The sequence below is a fragment of the Brachybacterium alimentarium genome, from assembly GCF_002332425.1.
Lineage (GTDB): Bacteria > Actinomycetota > Actinomycetes > Actinomycetales > Dermabacteraceae > Brachybacterium > Brachybacterium alimentarium.
The window spans coordinates 1-16,474 of record NZ_NRGS01000035.1; the positions used below are offsets into that span (position 1 = coordinate 1).

Consider the following 16,474-nt stretch of genomic DNA (forward strand, 5'->3'; position numbering starts at 1 on the left):
CCTGATCGTGCATCAGTCCCGCAGGACGCGCCATCACACTCGGCCCACAGCACCCCACGCACACCCACAGAATTCACCCTTGACAATGGCACTCTGAGAAGCGTGGATAACCGTCACGCGTGGAGGAAGCATCAGCCGATAAACCCGGCGCAAAGAATCCCCATCACGCCCGAAGTCAGCATGCGACGTTTCATGACGAGAAGGTCGACAGCGCGACGTCCGGCCCTTCACCATGGGAGCTCGCCGGCCGCGGAACTCCCCCACCGGCGCATCGCTCCGTAGCTCAGTCCGGTAGAGCAGCTCCCTCATATGGAGCGCGTCGCAGGTTCGAATCCTGCCGGAGCGTCGAGGCGGTCCAGGACCGCACCCGGGCCTGTCGCCCCTGGTTAAGCTGGCCGCGGCGATGCGCTCACCGCCGTGCGCTCACCGCCGCGACCGCAGGAGGATGCATGTCTCGCACAGCCCCGGATCCGTCCCTCGTGCGCGGAGCGACCGTGCTGATCACCGGCGCCGGGCACGGGATGGGCGCCCTCTATGCCCGACGAGCCGCCCGCGAGGGCGCCGCGTCCCTCGCGCTGTGGGACCGGGACACCGTCGCGATCGAGCAGCTCGCCGCCGAGCTCTCCGCGCAGGGGGTGGATGCCCGCGCCTACCCCGTCGACATCTCGCAGCAGCAACAGATCGCGTCGGCCGCCGCAGACACTCGGGCAGACCTCGGCACCCCCACCCTCCTCGTGAACAATGCCGGCATCGTGCGCGGTGCGATGTTCTGGGAGCACGATCCCGAGCGCGACATCGAGCAGACCGTGCGCATCAACTCCCTCGGCCCGATGTGGCTGACCAGGGAGTTCCTCCCTGACATGATGGCCGACGCCTCCCGGCCACGACGCATCCTGAACGTCGCGTCGGCCGCCGGGACGATGCCGAACCCGCGGATGAGCGTCTACGCGGCCTCGAAGTGGGCGCTGTACGGCTGGAGCGAATCGCTGCGGCTCGAGCTCGAGCGTTCAGGGCATCGCCACCTGGCCGTGACCACCTTCTGTCCCAGCTATATCTCCACCGGCATGTTCGACGGAGCCCGCGGCCCACTGCTCACCCCGGTCATGACCCCGGAACGCGCCGTCGAGAAGGCCTGGATGGCAATGCTGCGGGGCACGCCGGTCGTTATGACGCCGTGGACGGTCAAGAGCGCCTCGATGCTGCGCGGAGTGCTGCCCACCCGAGCGTGGGACCTGATCGCCGACAGGATCTTCCACGTCTACTCCTCGATGGACCAGTTCACCGGTCGCCGCACGCCGGATCGGAGCGACCGGCCGACGGAACCCGGCATCGGGCCGTCCTGAGCGGCCTCGCGGGACGGAACCGTCCGTCGCACCCGCCCCGTACTCTCGGACGAGCCGTCCACAGCTGCCCGGACGGCTCCGCCCCCACCTCCTGAGGAGCCCCGTGCGCCGGTCCGCCACCACCAAGAAGCCCGTGCTGGGCCGACTCGTCCTGCCCGGTCTCGAGGACGCCGACGCCGAACAGCTCGAGCCGCACGAGAGCTACGAGGGCTTGCGCATCGAGGGCGGTGACCTCTCCGGGCGCGATCTGACCGGCACGACCTTCACCGAGTGCGAGCTGGTGGGCGTCACCGCGCACACCACGATCCTCCAGCACGGCCGGCTCGTGGAGACCCGCCTGGAACGGCTGAACGCACCGGTGCTGGACGCCACCCGCTCCACCTGGCGCGATGTCGAGCTGCTCGGCTCCCGGATCGGCGCCCTGGACATCTACGACGCGCAGATCCGCTCCACCCACGTCGTGGGCAGCAAGTTCGACTGGATCAACCTGCGCTCCTCGACGCTCGAGGACGTCCTGTTCGAGGACTGCACGATCGACGAGCTGGACCTCGGCGGGGTCACCGCCACGCGGGTCTCCTTCGTGAACTGCCGCGCCGGCAGCGTCTCCCTCGCGCACGCCCGGCTGACGGACGTGGACCTGCGCGGGCTCGAGGTCGGCTCGATCAGCAACCTCGAGGGGATGTCCGGCGCGACGCTCGACGCCCAGCAGGTGACCGCCCTGGCCCCGGCCTTCGCGAGCCATCTCGGCATTCGGGTGGAGGGCTGAGAACGCCTCTCGGTCGCAAGGGAACCCCCATAGGGTGGGTCGCCGAGCACCCACCCGACGAAGGAGTCGACCGATGACCGGCATCCGCGCTCTCACCCTTGTCCTGGACGACCCATCAGCCGCAGCGACAGCCCTGCGCGACGCCGCCGGCTGGACCCTCGACGCCGACTACGGCAGCTTCGCCTCGCTGACCGCCCCGCACAGCATTCCGCTGTGGCTCAACGCCCCGGCCGACGGCGAGAGGACCGCGCAAGGGATCGTCCTCCACATGGAGTGCACGGACGTCGACGCAGCCTTCGCGCACGCCGTGTCCCGCGGCGCGATCGCCGTCCGGGAGCCGACGGACATGGACTTCGGCGAGCGCTCCGCGTGCGTGCGCCTGGACGCCGCACCGGGAGTGACGATCGACTTCTCCCACCCTCTCGGGTGATGCGAGCGGTCTCGGCACGCCCCCAGACAGCAGAACGCGGGCCGAGGTGATCCCCGACCCGCGCCTGAACAGCCAGCCTAGCTTCAGCCGCGTCCGCTGAGGCGCTGCTTCTTCGAGGTGATCTCGCCGGTGTTGAAGCCCGCGAGGTGCAGCCCGCCGTGGAAGCGCGCATGCTCGATCTTCACGCAGCGGTCCATCACCACGTCGAGCCCCGCGTTCTCCGCGATCGCGGCCGCCTCCTCGTTCCACGAGCCCAGCTGCAGCCACAGGGTCTTCGCGCCCGCGTCGACGGCCTCCTGGGCCACGCCCGGCAGGTCGGCGTCCTTGCGGAACACGTCGACCACGTCCGGCGCCACCGGGAGGTCGGCGAGCGAGGCGTAGGCCGGCTGGCCGAGGATCGTGTCCGCGCGGGGGTTCACGAAGTACACGTCGTACGGAGCGCTGGAGAGCAGGTAGGTCGCCACGAAGTAGCTGGCCCGCGCCGGGTTCGCCGACGCGCCCACGATCGCGATGGACTGAGCCCGGCGCAGGATCGCCAGGCGCTCCGGGGCCGACGGGCCCTGCCAGGTGCGCTGGGGCTGGATCTGGGTCTGGTCGCTCATCGCTCCACTCCTGTCGCGGCCGTGATCGCCTGGTCGAGATCCCACAGGATGTCCTCGACGTCCTCGAGGCCCACCGAGATGCGGATCAGGTCCGCGCGCACGCCGCCCTCGAGCAGCTGCTCGGGGCTGAGCTGCTGGTGGGTGGTCGAGGCCGGATGGATGACCAGCGTGCGGGCATCGCCGATGTTCGCCAGGTGCGAGGCGAGCTGCAGGTTCTCCATGACCTTCTCGCCGGTGGCGCGGGCCGCGGCGGCCTGCTCCTCGGCGGTCTCGAACTCGCCGACGGGCGTGACGCCGAAGGCGAAGACGGCGCCCGGGCCCAGCGGCAGGTACTTCGCGGCCCGCTCGACGTGGGGGTGCGAAGGCAGCCCGGCGTAGGTCACGAAGGAGACGCGCGGATCCGTGTCGAGCCAGTGCGCGACCTCGCGGGCGCCCGCGAGGTGGGCGTCCATCCGCTGAGGGAGCGTCTCGACGCCCTGCAGCAGCTGGAACGCGGCCTGCGCCGAGAGCGACGGGCCGATGTCGCGCAGCTGCTCGGAGCGCAGCTTGGTGAGGAAGCCGTACTCGCCGAAGTTGTCCCACCACTTGATGTCGCCGTAGGACGCGACCGGCTCGGTCATGCTGGGGAACTTGCCGTTGCCCCAGTCGAAGCGGCCGGATTCCACCACCACGCCGCCGAGCGTGGTGCCATGCCCGCCGAGGAACTTCGTGGCGGAGTGGATGACGATGTCCGCCCCGTGCTCGAGCGGCCGCACCAGGTACGGGGTCGCGAGCGTCGCGTCGACCACGAGCGGCACACCGTGCTCGTGGGCCACCGCGGCGAGTCCCTCGAGGTCGGCGATCTCCCCGGAGGGGTTGCCGATCATCTCGACGTAGAGCACCTTGGTCTCCTCGCGGAAGGCCGCGCGGAAGTCCTCCGGGTCCGAGGAGGGCACGAAGGTGGTCTCCACGCCGAAGCGGCGCAGGGTCACGTCCAGCTGGGTGACGGTGCCGCCGTACAGCTGGGCCGAGGAGACCACGTGGTCCCCGGTGCCGACCAGGGCGGCGAAGGTGATGAACTCCGCGCTCATCCCGGACGCGGTCGCGACCGCGCCGATCCCGCCCTCGAGCGAGGCGATGCGCTCCTCGAACGCGGCGACCGTGGGGTTGCCGATGCGGGAGTAGATGTTGCCGTACTTCTGCAGCGCGAACAGGTTCGCCGCGTCGGCCGCGTCGTCGAAGACGAACGAGGTGGTCTGGTAGATCGGGACCGCGCGGGCGCCGTGCTGGGCGTCGGGCGTGCCGCCCGCGTGCAGGGCGCGGGTGCGGAATCCGAAAGTGCGCTCCGCGCTCATGCCGCTGCCCCCGTCCTGGACGGGTGGTCGGCCGGGAGGGTCTCGGCGGTCGCCGCGGCGGCCTCCTGCGCGCTCACGCCGGGCACGACGGGCAGCAGGTCCGTGTTCAGCTCGGTGCCGCGCGCACGGGCGAGGTCCTTCTCCTTCTCGCGCACGATGGGCAGCACGTCGCGGCCGAAGGCGGCGATCTCCTCCTGGAAGTGGAGGTAGCAGGTCAGCATGAGGTTCACTCCTACCTTCTTGTACTCGATGATGCGATCCGCGATCTCCTCGGGGGTGCCGATGAGGCGGGTCTTGAAGCCGTCGTTGTACTGCACGAGGTCCTCGAAGGAGGAGCCGGCCCACATGCCCTTGCCGTCCTTGGTGGAGGCGCCGGCCTCCTGCACGGACTTCCGGAAGCCCTCGACGGCGGGGCGGTGCGCCTTGTCGACGATCTCGCGCAGGGTCTCCTCCGCCTCCTTCCGGGACTCCCGGGCGATGACGAAGCCGTTCAGGCCGAAGCGCGGCGAACGGCCGGCCTGCTGGGCGGAGGCCAGCACGCCGGCGACGTTCTCCTCGTAGCCCTCGAGGGTGCGACCGTTGGAGAAGTACCAGTCCGCGACCCGACCGGCGGTGTCCTGCGCGGCGGTCGAGTTGCCGCCGAAGAAGATCTCCGGATGGGGCCGGCCGGGCACGTCGACGGGCTTCGGGTTCAGGGTGAAGTCGTCGATGGAGTAGTACGAGCCGTCCTGCGAGTAGCCGTTCTCGGTGAGCAGCCCGCGCAGAGCGTTGATGAACTCCTCGGTGCGCACGTAGCGCTCGTCGTGCTCGAGCCAGGGCAGGCCGAACTTCACGAACTCGTCCTTGAGCCAGCCGGAGACGATGTTCACGGCGGCACGGCCCTCGGAGAGATGGTCCGCGGTGATCAGCCACTTCGCGAGCACGCCCGGATGCCACATGCCGGGGTGGAAGGCGGCGATGACCTTGAGCCGCTCGGTCGCACCGAGCAGGGCCAGGGAGAAGGCGGAGGCCTCGTGCTGCTTGTCCGCGCCGTATCTGGCGGCGTAGCGGGTCTGCGTGAGCGCGTAGTCGAAGCCGGAGTTCTCGGCGATCTGGGCCAGGCGCGCGTTGTACGGCAGCTGCCAGTCGGTGCGCTGCTCGATGGTGGAGACGACGAGGCCTCCGGAGACGTTCGGCACCCAGTACGCGAACTTCAGCGGTGTCTCGAAGCTCGAGGCGGGAACGGTGGTGGTCATAGGTCCTCCAGGGTCGGATCCGTCGGGGAGTCTGTCAGCTCAGCCCGGCGACGGCCGGGTCGTCCGCGGGCAGGGACGCGAGCGCGGCGGCGACGGCGGCGACCGCCTCCGGGTTCTGCAGGGACGTCGTGTCCCCCAGCGGTGTCGGCTCGCGGCCGGCGCGACGGTCGCGCTCGGCGTGGACCAGCTCGGCGAGCAGGCGGCGCATGATCTTCCCGGAGCGGGTCTTGGGCAGGTCCGGCACCTCGATCACGTGCCGGGGCTTGGCGATCGGTCCGATCTCGCGGGCCACCCGGGCACGCAGCGCGGCGTGGTCGAGCTCGGCGCCCCCGCCGCTGGGCACCTCGGAGTCGCCGCCGCTGGGCATGAGGAACACCGCCACGGCCTGGCCGGTCAGCGGATCGTGCACCCCGGCGGCGCCCGCCTCGGCGACGGTCGGATCCGCGACCAGCGCTGATTCGATCTCGATGGTCGACAGCCGGTGCCCGGAGACATTCACGACGTCGTCGAGGCGGCCGAGGATCCAGAAGCAGCCGTCGGCGTCGACCGTCGCGGAGTCCCCGGCGACGTAGTAGCCGCCGTGCTCGCCGCGGCCGGCGTAGTCCTTCCAGTACGAGTCGCGGTAGCGCGCGGGGTCGCCCCACACGGTGCGGGCCATCCCGGGCCACGGCCGACGGGCCACCAGCGTGCCGGCGACGCCCGCGGGCTGCTCGTTCCCCTCCGCGTCCACGACGGCCATGTCGATGCCGGGCAGCGCTACGGTCGCAGAACCGGGCTTCAGCGTGGTCACGCCCGGCAGCGGGACGAGCATCGAGGCACCGGTCTCGGACTGCCACCAGGTGTCGATGATCGGCAGCTCACCGCGCCCGAAGGTGCGATGGAACCACACCCAGGCCTCGGGATTGATCGCCTCGCCGACGGTGCCCAGCAGGCGCAGCGAGGAGAGGTCGTGGCCGGTGGGCAGCTCGTCCCCGAACCACGACATGAAGGTGCGGATCAGGGTGGGGGCGGTGTAGTAGACGGTCACGCCGTAGCGCTCGATGATCTCGAGGTGGCGCTCACGGGTGGGCTCACCGGGGGTGCCCTCGTAGATCACCTGGGTGAGGCCGTTGGAGAGCGGCCCGTAGATCTCGTAGGTGTGGGCGGTGACCCAGGCGAGGTCCGCGGTGCACCAGTGGACATCGTCAGCCTTCGCGTCGAAGTGCGCCCAGTGCGACCACGAGGTGTGGGTGAGATAGCCGCCGGAGGTGTGGACCAGGCCCTTGGGCTTCCCGGTGGTGCCGGAGGTGTAGATGATGAACAGCGGGTGCTCGGCGTCGAAGCTCCGGGCCTCGTGGTGCTCACTCGCCGTGTCCACGCTCTCGTGCCACCACACGTCGCGGTCCGGGGTCCAGGCGATGTCGAGCCCGGTGCGGCGCACCACCAGCACGTGCTCGAGGTGCTCGAGATCGCGGGCGGCCTCGTCGGCCTGCGACTTCACCTCGACGGCCTTCCCCCGACGGAACTGCCCGTCGGAGGTGACCAGGAGCTTCGCGCGGGTGTCCTCGAGGCGGAAGCGCACCGCCTCGGCGCTGAAGCCGCCGAAGACGAGCGAGTGCACGGCGCCGAGGCGGGCGCAGGCCAGGGCGATGACGACGGTCTCCACGAGCACCGGGAGGTAGACGACGACGCGGTCCCCCGGGCCGATGCCGAGATCGGTCAGGGCGTTGGCCGCCTGGCTCACGCGGCGCTGGAGGTCCTCGTAGGTGACGGACTCGCGATCCCCGGGCTCGCCCTCGAAGTGCAGGGCGACCTTGGTGCCGTTCCCGGCGCGCACGTGGCGGTCCACGCAGTTCTCGGCCACGTTCAGCCGGCCGCCGACGAACCAGCGGGCCGCCGGCACGCTCAGCTCCCCGGTAGCGGCGTCCGGCACGGGCGGCTCCCACTCGTGGGCGGTGTGCCAGGGCTCGGCCCAGTCCAGCCGGCGCGCGGCGTCCTCCCAGAAGGCGACGGGATCGGCCGACGCGGTCGCGTAGATGCTCGCGTCGACGTTCGCCTGCGCGGTGACCGCGGCGGGCGCCGGATAGGTGCGGGACTCGACGAGTCGCGCTTCGGGGGTGCCGATGGCTCCTGCGGTGTCGACGGCTCCGGTGGTCACAGTGCTCTCCGTACTCTCTGTCGTGCTCGGTGCGGTGCTCGTGCCCACGTCGCTCATGCCCACCTCGCCAGCAGCTTCTTCTCGACCAGGCCCAGCAGGGCGTTGGTGAGGCTGCCCAGCAGGGCGAGCAGCACGATCGCCAGCAGGATCCGGTCCACCCGACCGTTCTGCTGGGAGTCGTTGAGGATGAAGCCCAGGCCCATCGACGAGGCGATCAGCTCGGCCGCGACGAGGAACAGCCAGGCCTGGGCGAGCGCCAGGCGCAGACCGGAGACGACCGACGGCACCACAGCGGGCAGCTGGATCGTGCGGAACAGCGACCAGCCGCGCAGGCCGAAGCAGCGCCCGGCCTCCACCAGGTGGGGGTCGATGTGTCGCAGCGCGGAGGCGACGGTCGTGAACACGGGGAAGAAGGCACCGATCGCGATCAGCGTGACCTTCGATTCCTCGCCGATCTGCAGCCACAGGATCAGCAGCGGCACCCAGGCGAGGGACGGCACGGCGCGCAGGGCCGCGAGCGTCGGGTTGAGCAGGGCGTCGCCCGCCCGGGAGAGGCCGACGACGGCGGCCACGGCGAGGCCCGCGAGCGAGCCGATCGCGAAGCCCAGCAGCACGCGCTGCACGGAGATCGCGATGTGCAGGCCCAGCTCGCCGCGCTCGGCCAGCTCGGCGCCGGCCTGCACGACCGCCAGCGGGCCGGGCAGACGGTACGCCGGCACCAGCCCCGTCGCGGTCACGATCTGCCAGGCGGCGAGGATGACCAGCGGCAGCACGGCGCCCAGGGCCAGGCGCACCCCGGTGCGGTCCCAGAGAGCAGGACGGCCGGACTCCGTCAGGGCCGACGTCCGGGGGCCGGTCGGCGCGGACTCAGGAGTCGCAGGGCCGGTCGAGGTGGGCAGGGGAATGCTCTCCAGGCTCATGACTGCTCCACCGCGGAGGTCGCGAAGTCGGCGTGGATGATCTCGCCGCGGGCCTTCTCGACCGCGTCGGCCCCGCCCTGGACGTCGCCGGAGTCGGCGAGCATCGGGGAGATCGCCTCGAGCACGGCCAGCTGGTCGTCGCCGGGCACGCCGCTGACGTCGAGGTTCGAGCGCTCCTGGATGACGGTGGTCGCGACCTCGAGCTCGATGCCGGCGGCGTCGGCCAGCAGCTGCGCGGTCGCATCGAGGTTCTCCAGCGCCCAGGCGCGGGCCTCCTCGTAGGCGTCCACGACCACCTGGGCGACGTCCGCGTGATTGTCGATGAAGTCCTCGGTGGCGTTGAGGAAGCCGTAGGTGTTGAAGTCGACGTTGCGATACACGAGCTGCGCGTCGGACTCGACCTCGGCGGCGCCCATGATCGGGTCCAGCCCCGACCAGGCCTCGACGCTGCCGCCCTCGAGGGCGGAGCGGCCGTCGGCGTGCTGGAGCGGCTGGAGCTCCACGTCGTCGATCGTGAGACCGGCCTCGCCGAGGGCCTGGACCAGGAAGAAGTAGGGGTCGGTGCCGGGGGTCGCGGCGACCGCACGGCCGGCGAGGTCGGCCGGGTCCGCGATGTCGCTGTCCGGGCCGACGACGAGGGCGGACCACTCGGGCTGGGAGTAGATGCCGATGACCTTGATCGGCGAGTTGTTGGCGCGGGCGAGCAGCGCGGCCGAGCCGGCCGTGGAGGCGACGTCGGCCGAGCCGGAGCGCAGGAACTCGTTGGCCTTGTTCGATCCGGCGGACTGCACCCAGGTCACGGTCACCGACTCGCCGAGGGCCTTCTCGAGCAGCTCCTGATCGCGCACCACCAGGCTGAGCGGGTTGTAGGTGGCCCAGTCGATGCTGAGCGTGCCCGTGCTCCACTCCCCGTCGCCGCCGCCCGTGTCGGAGCCCTCTCCGGCCACGCAGGCGGACAGTCCCATCCCGGCGACCGCGGTGAGTCCGAGGGCGGTGGCGGTGCGGCGGCTGATGCGGTGGGTCATGAGGGAACTCCGTGGTGTGGCAGGGGTGGTGCGGCGGCGTGCGAGGGGGTGGGGCGTGACTATCCGTGCACGCCGAGACCCTCGAGGAGCTCGACGCGGAGGTCGGCCAGGGTGCGGTCGGCGCGATCACGGGGGCGGTCGCCGGGGACCTCCACGGTGCGGGCGATCGATCCGGAGGAGCTGTCCTCGAGGAGAGAGCGCAGGAGCAGCACACGGTCGGCGAGGTAGAGCGCCTCCTCGACGTCGTGGGTGACGACGAGGACGGTGGTGGGCTCGGCCGCATGGATCTCCAGCAGCAGGTCCTGCATGCGCAGCCGGGTCAGGGCGTCCAGGGCGCCGAAGGGCTCGTCCAGCAGCAGCACCTCGGGGCTGCGGGCGAGCGCCCGGGCCAGGGAGGCGCGCTGGGCCATGCCGCCGGAGACCTCGCGGGGGCGCTGCGTGGCGGCGTGCTCGAGGCCGACGAGCTGCAGCAGCTCGCGCACCCGTTCGCGGCCCTCGCGCCTCCCGGTGCCGCGGGGCAGGCCCAGGGCGACGTTGTGCTCGAGGGTGCGCCAGGGCAGCAGGCGCGGCTCCTGGAAGGCGACCGCGGTGCGGGGGTCGGTGCCGCGGAGCGGGGTGTCCCCGATGCGAATCTCACCCGCGCTGGGCCGGTCCAGGCCCGCGATCAGTCGCAGCAGGGTGGACTTCCCGCAGCCCGAGGGACCCACCACGGCGACGATCTCGCCGGCTGTGAGGTCGAGGTCGACCTCACGTAGGACGACCTGGCGTGCACCGGCAGCGGGGAACGACCGGCCGACAGCGTCCAGGCGCACCTCGTGCGACTGCGGGTGCGCCGGGGCCGAGGCGGCCCCGCGGTCCCGGAGACCGCCCGCGTTGCTGCTGGGGGCGTCGAGAGTGCTGGTCATGTCCTCGATCATGAACGCCGACGGCGGCCCGACGCCAACAGCGTGTCATAAGCCGTCATAGTCGCGGTGCGAAGAGAACGGCTGGGAGGGTCCGGGCCGCGGTCCGCGCGCGATGCGCGATGCGGATGGGCCGGGCGGGACGCGGGCGAGACGCGGGTCGGTGGCGTGTCGAGCGAGGGTCGGGGCGAGTGGAGCGCCGGTGCGCGGAGGGGGCGGAGCAGCGGAGCGGGCACTGACGACGCCTCCCCCGCATGTGGCGCAGACCATCCGTGAACGTCAAGTCGCACCAGGTTCCGGGCATCTCGGCCCGTGGCAAGCAAATGGCCGACAAATCCCTCGACCCGGCTCCTTCAAGCCCCTCGAACACGCGCGGGGACGGCTCCTAGCGTGGACGCTTCATCCCCGGGTCCTCCCGTCGGCCGCCCCAGCTGCGGGCGCCGATCCCGGCGCACAGCTCCCGGTCTACGGAATCCGGAGTGTCCTGAGCGTCCGGAGTCCTGAGGACATCGCCTCCGCGCCGCGGGATGAGGCAGACCATCAGCAGCACCGAGAAGGATCAGAACCCCCATGACGCATCAGAACACGCACCGCGCGGTCGGCCGGGCCGTCACGCCTCTCAGCAGCACCCGCCGCGCCGTCCACGCCGTCGGCGGCAGCGCCGTCCTGGGCACCGTCCTAGTCGGCACCGCCTTCGCCGGAGGCTCCTCCGCGATGGCCAACGACGAGGGCCTCGCCGGCTCCGACGAGGCGCCCAGCACCTCCCAGTCCGCTTCTGCCCCGTCCGCTCCGACCGCCAGCGCCTCGCAGGCCTCCTCCTCGGAGGGCTCGCAGACGCTGCGCCAGGGCGACTCCGGCACCGAGGTCGAGGCGCTGCAGGCCTCGCTCAACGCCCAGGGCGCCGAGCTGCCCGAGACGGGCTACTTCGGCTCCATGACCCTCGACGCGGTCACCGACCTCCAGGCCGAGAACGGTCTCCAGGTCGACGGCGTGGTGGGACCCGACACCCACGGCGTGCTCGGCGGCGGATCCGACGGATCCGCCGAGGCCGAGTCCGCCCCCGCCGGCGCCTCCGCCCCGGGCGCCTCCGCGATCCCGGCCAGCACCTCGTCCGCCGGCGGCGACTCGATCGTCGACGCCGCGCGCTCCGCCATCGGCAGCCCCTACTCGTGGGGCGGGGACTCGCTCGGCGGGATGGACTGCTCCGGCCTGATCACCTACGCCTACGAGGCCGCCGGCATCGACGTGCCGCGCACCAGCGGCGAGATCGCCACCCAGGGCCGCAGCATCTCCGAGTCCGAGGCGCAGCCCGGCGACATCGTGGTGTGGCCTGGCCACGTCGCGATCTACGCCGGCGACGGACAGATCATCGATGCCTCCGGCTCCCAGCAGCAGGTCGTCGAGCGCGGGATCTGGGGCAACCCCACCGGGTTCGTCACCTACCGCTGATCGACCCCCTCGGCGACTGCGCCGACCCCCGAGACCCGGCCCCGCATCCAGCGGGGCCGGGTCTCGTCGTTATGGGCTCGAGGCTCGGGGGCGCCGCGCACAGGGCACCGGGCACCGGGCACCGGGCACCGGGCACCGGCTCAAGACTCAGGACTGTGCGCTCAGCGGCGCAGACGGTGCTCCAGGGAGGCCTTCACGCCGGACCACTCGTCGGCGAGGATCGAGTAGACGACCGTGTGCCGCAGGGTGCCGTCGGGCATGATGCGGTGCGCCCGCAGGATGCCGTCCTGCTGGGCGCCGAGGCGCTCGACGGCACGGCGCGAGGCGATGTTGAGGTGGTGCACCCGGAACTCGACACCCAGGCAGCCGAGCTCCTCGAAAGCATGGGTGAGCAGCGCGAGCTTGGTGGCCGCGTTCAGCCCCGTGCCGTGGGTGGAGCCCGCCATATAGGTGCTGCCGAGCTCGAGACGACGGTCCCGCAGGGAGATGTTCAGGAAGGTCGTGTGGCCGATGACCCGGCCGCTCCCCCGCTCCACCACAGCCCAGGAGGCCGTGCGCTCCGCCTCGTCGGAGGCGCACTGGTCGGCCACCCGAGCGGCGACCTCCTCGGGCGGGGGCACGTGCGGTGCGTAGGGGATCCGCCAGATCTCCCCGTCGGCCACGACCTCCCGCAGCCCGTCGACATGCTGCGGGCCCAGCGGCTCCAGGCGCACGCGATCGTTCTCCAGCGGCACCGGCCGGGGCTGGTCCATGGGGGCGGTGGAGACGCTCGCGAGGGTCGACCGGTGCGAAATCATCAGTGCCTGTCCATCAGTGCTTGTCCATCAGTGCTTGTCGATCGCCATCTCGTAGTAGCGCAGCAGGTCGTCGGACGCATTCTCCCAGGAGAACTTCTCCGCCTCGGCGCGCGCCGCCGCGCGGATCCGGCCGCGCAGAGACGTGTCGCCCAGCCGGGTGAGCGCCGCGTCGAGGCTCGCCTGGTCCCCGGCGTCGAAGAGCAGCCCGTCCTTCCCGTCGGTGACCTGCTCCATCGTCGGTCCCGAGCGGGCGGCGACCACCGGGAGCCCGGAGGCCATGCCCTCGAGGATCACCAGCCCCAGGGTCTCGGTGACCGAGGGGAACACGAAGGCGTCCGCGCTCGCGAACGCGCTCGCGAGCTCCTCGCCCTCCATGAAGCCGGGGAACAGGGTCGCGGTGCCCGCGAACATCCGCTCGAGCTCCCGACGGTAAGGGCCGTCGCCCACGATCGCGAGCGCCACGTCGTCCCGGCGCTCCATCATCGGCCGCAGCGAGTGGATCTCCTTCTCCGCAGCCAGCCGGCCCACGAACACCAGCAGCTTCTTCTCCGGATGCCCCTGCGAGAGGCGCTCGCGCATCGCCTCGGACGCGAAGCGGGGGTGGAAGGTCTGCGTGTCCACCCCGCGACGCACCACGTGGAGGTTCTGCAGGCCCTTCTCGGCGAGCTCGGCCTTCATCGACTCGGAGGTCGCGAGGTTGATGTCGGCCAGGGCGTGGTTGCGCTTGATCTGCCACCACACGGCGGGCTTGCCCCAGCGGTATGCCCGGTAGAGGTCCAGGTAGCGCGGGATGTGCGTGTGATAGCTCGCCACCAGCGGGATCCGCTGCCGGTGCGCGGCGTAGGCCCCCGAGGAGGCCAGCAGGAGCGGCTGCGCGGCATGGACCACGTCAGGATGGAAGCCGCGGATGATGCCGTCCACGGTGGGGTTGGGGAGCGTGAAGCGCCGATGCTTGTAGAACGGCAGAGTCACCGGTCTGATCCCCACCACCCGGGCCCCATGGTGCTCGGTGACACCCAGCTCCGGGGCGATCACCATGACCTCGTGCCCGAGGTCGGTGAACCGGTCGACGGCGTGGCGGAGCCTGGTCACCACGCCGTCGACCGACGGCAGGAAGGTCTCCGTGACGATCGCGATCTTCACGGACGGATGCTCACTTCCAGGTCACGGTGGGCATGACGAGCTCGCGCCGCACCCGATCGGTGTTGTTCAGGGCGACCTTGATGACCTCGGTGAGGTGCTCCTCGGTGAGCAGGTGCGGCTCCAGGCCCAGCGAGAGGAGGGTGGTGTTGACCGCGTTGTAGTAGTGGTCGTACTTCTCCACGCGCGGGTTCTCGGTGGTGGCGATCTCCACGTCCTGGCCCAGGTCGTGGGCGACCTTCTGCACCTTCTCGGCGAGCTCCTTGACGGAGAACTGCTCGGTGAACTGGTTGTACACCCGGAACTCGCCGCGATCGGCCGGGTTCTCGCAGGCGATCTCGATGCAGCGCACGGTGTCCTGGATGTCCAGGTAGCCGCGGGTCTGGGAGCCGTTGCCGTAGACGGTGAGGTCGTGGCCGATGGCCGCCTGGACGATGAAGCGGTTCAGGGCCGTGCCGAACACCGCGTCGTAGTCGAAGCGGTTGACCAGGCGCGGGTCCAGACGGGTCTCGTCCGTCTCCAGGCCGTAGACGACGCCCTGGTTGAGATCGGTGGCGCGGATGCCCCAGATGCGGCAGGCGAACATGATGTTGTCGCTGTCGTGCACCTTGGTGAGGTGGTAGAAGGAGCCGGGGGCCTTCGGGAACGGCAGACGGTCCTTGCGGCCCTTGTGCTCGATCTCGATCCAGCCCTCCTCGATGTCGATGTTCGGCTGGCCGTACTCGCCCATCGTGCCGAGCTTGACGAGATGGCAGTCGGGGGCGAGGTCCTTGATCGCCCACAGCACGTTCAACGTGCCCTCGACATTGTTGCGATGGTTCTCGATCGCATGCTCGCGATCGATCATCGAGTAGGGCGCGGAGCGGTGCTCGGCGAAATGCACGAATGCCTCCGGTGCGGTCTCCTGGAAGATCGCCGAGACCGCGTCGTAGTCGGTGAGGTCCGCGATCTTCACGGCGATGTCCTTGCCGGAGACCTCCTTCCACGCCGCCACCCGCTCCTCGAGCGGGAGGATCGGGGTCACGGAGTTCGAACCCAGCTCCTCGTCGATGTCCCGACGCACCAGGTTGTCCACGATGGTGACGTCGTGGCCCTTCTGCGAGAGGTACAGGGCTGTGGGCCATCCGCAGAAGCCATCTCCGCCGGCGACGACGATCTTCATCTCGTGGGTCCTCCCATGGGTCCGGATCCCGGCCGATGTGCCGAAGCCGACGGCCGGATTGTGAAAGTGCGTGTCCACTCATAACGTAGTGCAGGTCGCGGGCTGTTCAAAGAGACGGAAAGCCCGCCTTAACTGCGGAGGAACATGCCATGACGAACGTGGACGACGAGGTCTCGACGGCGCGTTCCTCCATGGCGGAATCCACTGTATCCCGCGTTCCGCGTCCGTTTCCGAGCACCTCCTCCAGGGTGCTCGTGATGGCGATCGTCAACCGCACCCAGGACTCGTTCTTCGACGAGGGCCGCACCTGGGGCCTCGAGGACGCCGTCGAGGCCGGGCGCGCGGCCGCCGCGGACGGAGCCGACCTCATCGACGTGGGCGGCGTGAAGTTCGCGCCCGGCGACCCGCTGCCCGTGGACGAGGAGATCGCCCGGGTGGTCCCGGTGATCCGGGCCCTGCGCCACGACCTGCCCGAGCACGTGCTGCTCTCCGTCGACACCTTCCACGCCACGGTCGCCGAGGCCTGCCTCGAAGTGGGCGCGGATCTCATCAACGACACCACCGGACTCTCCGACCCGCAGATGGCGGCGACCGTCGCCCGCACCGGCGCCTCGCTCGTGCTCACCCATTCCGCGGCCGAGCCCCGCCAGCCGTATCCCCGTCCGCAGTACGACGACGTGGTCCAGGAGGTGCGGGAGTTCCTCGCCGCGCGCCTGACCCGTGCCCGGGAGGCGGGCATCGCTCCCGAGCAGCTCATCGTGGATCCGGGACCGGACCTGAACAAGAGCACCCTGCAGACCCTCGAGGTGCTGCGCGACTGGCGCACCGCCACCGGGTTCGACCTGCCCGTGCTCGCGGCGCTGTCGCGCAAGGACGTGATCGGCGAATCGCTGGGCCTGCCCAAGGAGGACCGGCTCGAGGGCTCCCTGGCCGCGGCGGCCTGGGCCGTGCACCGGGGCGCGCGGATCCTCCGGGTCCACGACGTGCAGGCCACGGCGCGCTTCGTGCGGATGCTCGAGGTGCTCGAGGGATGGCGCGACCCCGCCGGCCCGCTGGTCCACAACGACTGAGGCGCGGGGTGCCGGGTGCCGGGTGCGGGAGCGTCGAGTGCGGCCGCGTCGGGTGCGGGGTGCCGGGTGCCTGGTGTGTCGGGTGTCGGGTGCGCCGGGTGCGGGAGCGTCGAGCGAGTTTTGTGCCGCCACGTGCGTCGAACATCGGTTGTGATGTCTCAG

At 71.0% G+C, this 16,474-nt stretch carries 15 protein-coding genes and 1 tRNA gene; 6 read left to right on the forward strand and 10 right to left on the reverse strand.

What is annotated here, in order from left to right:
* Nucleotides 1-272: 272 nt before the first annotated feature.
* The 4 genes from CIK71_RS16440 (at nucleotide 273) to CIK71_RS16455 (ending at nucleotide 2,539) form a co-directional block, all read left to right on the forward strand.
* Nucleotides 273-346: transfer RNA gene (locus CIK71_RS16440), tRNA-Met, on the forward strand.
* A 103-nt stretch (nucleotides 347-449) separates the two neighbouring features.
* Nucleotides 450-1,343 carry an SDR family NAD(P)-dependent oxidoreductase gene (locus tag CIK71_RS16445; RefSeq protein WP_096166767.1) on the forward strand — a complete coding sequence of 298 codons (894 nt, stop codon included), beginning with the start codon at nucleotides 450-452 and terminating at the stop codon, nucleotides 1,341-1,343.
* Nucleotides 1,344-1,446: 103 nt separating this feature from the next.
* A complete protein-coding gene (locus tag CIK71_RS16450; RefSeq protein ID WP_096166768.1) occupies nucleotides 1,447-2,109 on the forward strand; it encodes a pentapeptide repeat-containing protein in 663 nt (220 codons plus the stop codon).
* 73 nt (nucleotides 2,110-2,182) lie between these two features.
* A complete protein-coding gene (locus CIK71_RS16455) occupies nucleotides 2,183-2,539 on the forward strand; it encodes a VOC family protein (protein WP_096166769.1) in 357 nt (118 codons plus the stop codon).
* Nucleotides 2,540-2,622: 83 nt separating this feature from the next.
* On the opposite strand, the gene CIK71_RS16460 is transcribed toward CIK71_RS16455, so the two are convergent.
* From CIK71_RS16460 to CIK71_RS16490, 7 genes are read right to left on the reverse strand one after another with little or no spacing between them, the layout of a single operon-like run.
* Nucleotides 2,623-3,141: a CoA-binding protein gene (locus CIK71_RS16460; RefSeq protein WP_096166770.1), complete on the reverse strand. Its 519-nt coding sequence runs from the start codon at nucleotides 3,139-3,141 to the stop codon at nucleotides 2,623-2,625.
* Complete coding sequence (locus CIK71_RS16465; protein ID WP_096166771.1) at nucleotides 3,138-4,475, reverse strand: O-acetylhomoserine aminocarboxypropyltransferase/cysteine synthase family protein; 1,338 nt, start codon at nucleotides 4,473-4,475, stop codon at nucleotides 3,138-3,140. Before CIK71_RS16465 ends, CIK71_RS16460 begins: the two co-directional genes overlap by 4 nt.
* Nucleotides 4,472-5,710 carry a dimethylsulfone monooxygenase SfnG gene (gene sfnG, locus CIK71_RS16470; protein WP_096166772.1) on the reverse strand — a complete coding sequence of 413 codons (1,239 nt, stop codon included), beginning with the start codon at nucleotides 5,708-5,710 and terminating at the stop codon, nucleotides 4,472-4,474. The genes CIK71_RS16465 and sfnG overlap by 4 nt, the downstream gene beginning before the upstream one ends.
* Nucleotides 5,711-5,744: 34 nt before the next feature.
* Complete coding sequence (acs, locus tag CIK71_RS16475; protein ID WP_096166773.1) at nucleotides 5,745-7,904, reverse strand: acetate--CoA ligase; 2,160 nt, start codon at nucleotides 7,902-7,904, stop codon at nucleotides 5,745-5,747.
* Nucleotides 7,901-8,767, reverse strand: coding sequence for an ABC transporter permease (locus tag CIK71_RS16480; protein WP_096166774.1), 867 nt, complete (start codon nucleotides 8,765-8,767; stop codon nucleotides 7,901-7,903). Before CIK71_RS16480 ends, acs begins: the two co-directional genes overlap by 4 nt.
* Nucleotides 8,764-9,792 (reverse strand): aliphatic sulfonate ABC transporter substrate-binding protein, encoded by a 1,029-nt coding sequence (locus CIK71_RS16485; RefSeq protein ID WP_096166775.1) that lies wholly within the window; start codon nucleotides 9,790-9,792, stop codon nucleotides 8,764-8,766. Before CIK71_RS16485 ends, CIK71_RS16480 begins: the two co-directional genes overlap by 4 nt.
* Before the next feature lie 59 nt (nucleotides 9,793-9,851).
* Nucleotides 9,852-10,697, reverse strand: coding sequence for an ABC transporter ATP-binding protein (locus CIK71_RS16490; protein WP_096166780.1), 846 nt, complete (start codon nucleotides 10,695-10,697; stop codon nucleotides 9,852-9,854).
* Nucleotides 10,698-11,264: 567 nt separating this feature from the next.
* Here CIK71_RS16490 and CIK71_RS16495 point away from each other — a divergent pair.
* A complete protein-coding gene (locus CIK71_RS16495) occupies nucleotides 11,265-12,143 on the forward strand; it encodes a C40 family peptidase (RefSeq protein WP_096166776.1) in 879 nt (292 codons plus the stop codon).
* 161 nt (nucleotides 12,144-12,304) lie between these two features.
* On the opposite strand, the gene CIK71_RS16500 is transcribed toward CIK71_RS16495, so the two are convergent.
* From CIK71_RS16500 to CIK71_RS16510, 3 genes are read right to left on the reverse strand one after another with little or no spacing between them, the layout of a single operon-like run.
* Nucleotides 12,305-12,940 (reverse strand): GNAT family N-acetyltransferase, encoded by a 636-nt coding sequence (locus CIK71_RS16500; protein WP_245857732.1) that lies wholly within the window; start codon nucleotides 12,938-12,940, stop codon nucleotides 12,305-12,307.
* A gap of 27 nt (nucleotides 12,941-12,967) precedes the next feature.
* Nucleotides 12,968-14,083 carry a glycosyltransferase family 4 protein gene (locus tag CIK71_RS16505; RefSeq protein WP_096166777.1) on the reverse strand — a complete coding sequence of 372 codons (1,116 nt, stop codon included), beginning with the start codon at nucleotides 14,081-14,083 and terminating at the stop codon, nucleotides 12,968-12,970.
* 10 nt (nucleotides 14,084-14,093) lie between these two features.
* On the reverse strand, nucleotides 14,094-15,242 hold the full coding sequence (locus tag CIK71_RS16510; RefSeq protein ID WP_096166778.1) for an NAD-dependent epimerase/dehydratase family protein: 1,149 nt from the start codon (nucleotides 15,240-15,242) through the stop codon (nucleotides 14,094-14,096).
* A gap of 149 nt (nucleotides 15,243-15,391) precedes the next feature.
* Between CIK71_RS16510 and folP the strand changes: the two genes are divergently transcribed.
* A complete protein-coding gene (gene folP, locus CIK71_RS16515; RefSeq protein ID WP_096166779.1) occupies nucleotides 15,392-16,312 on the forward strand; it encodes a dihydropteroate synthase in 921 nt (306 codons plus the stop codon).
* Nucleotides 16,313-16,474 lie beyond the last annotated feature (162 nt).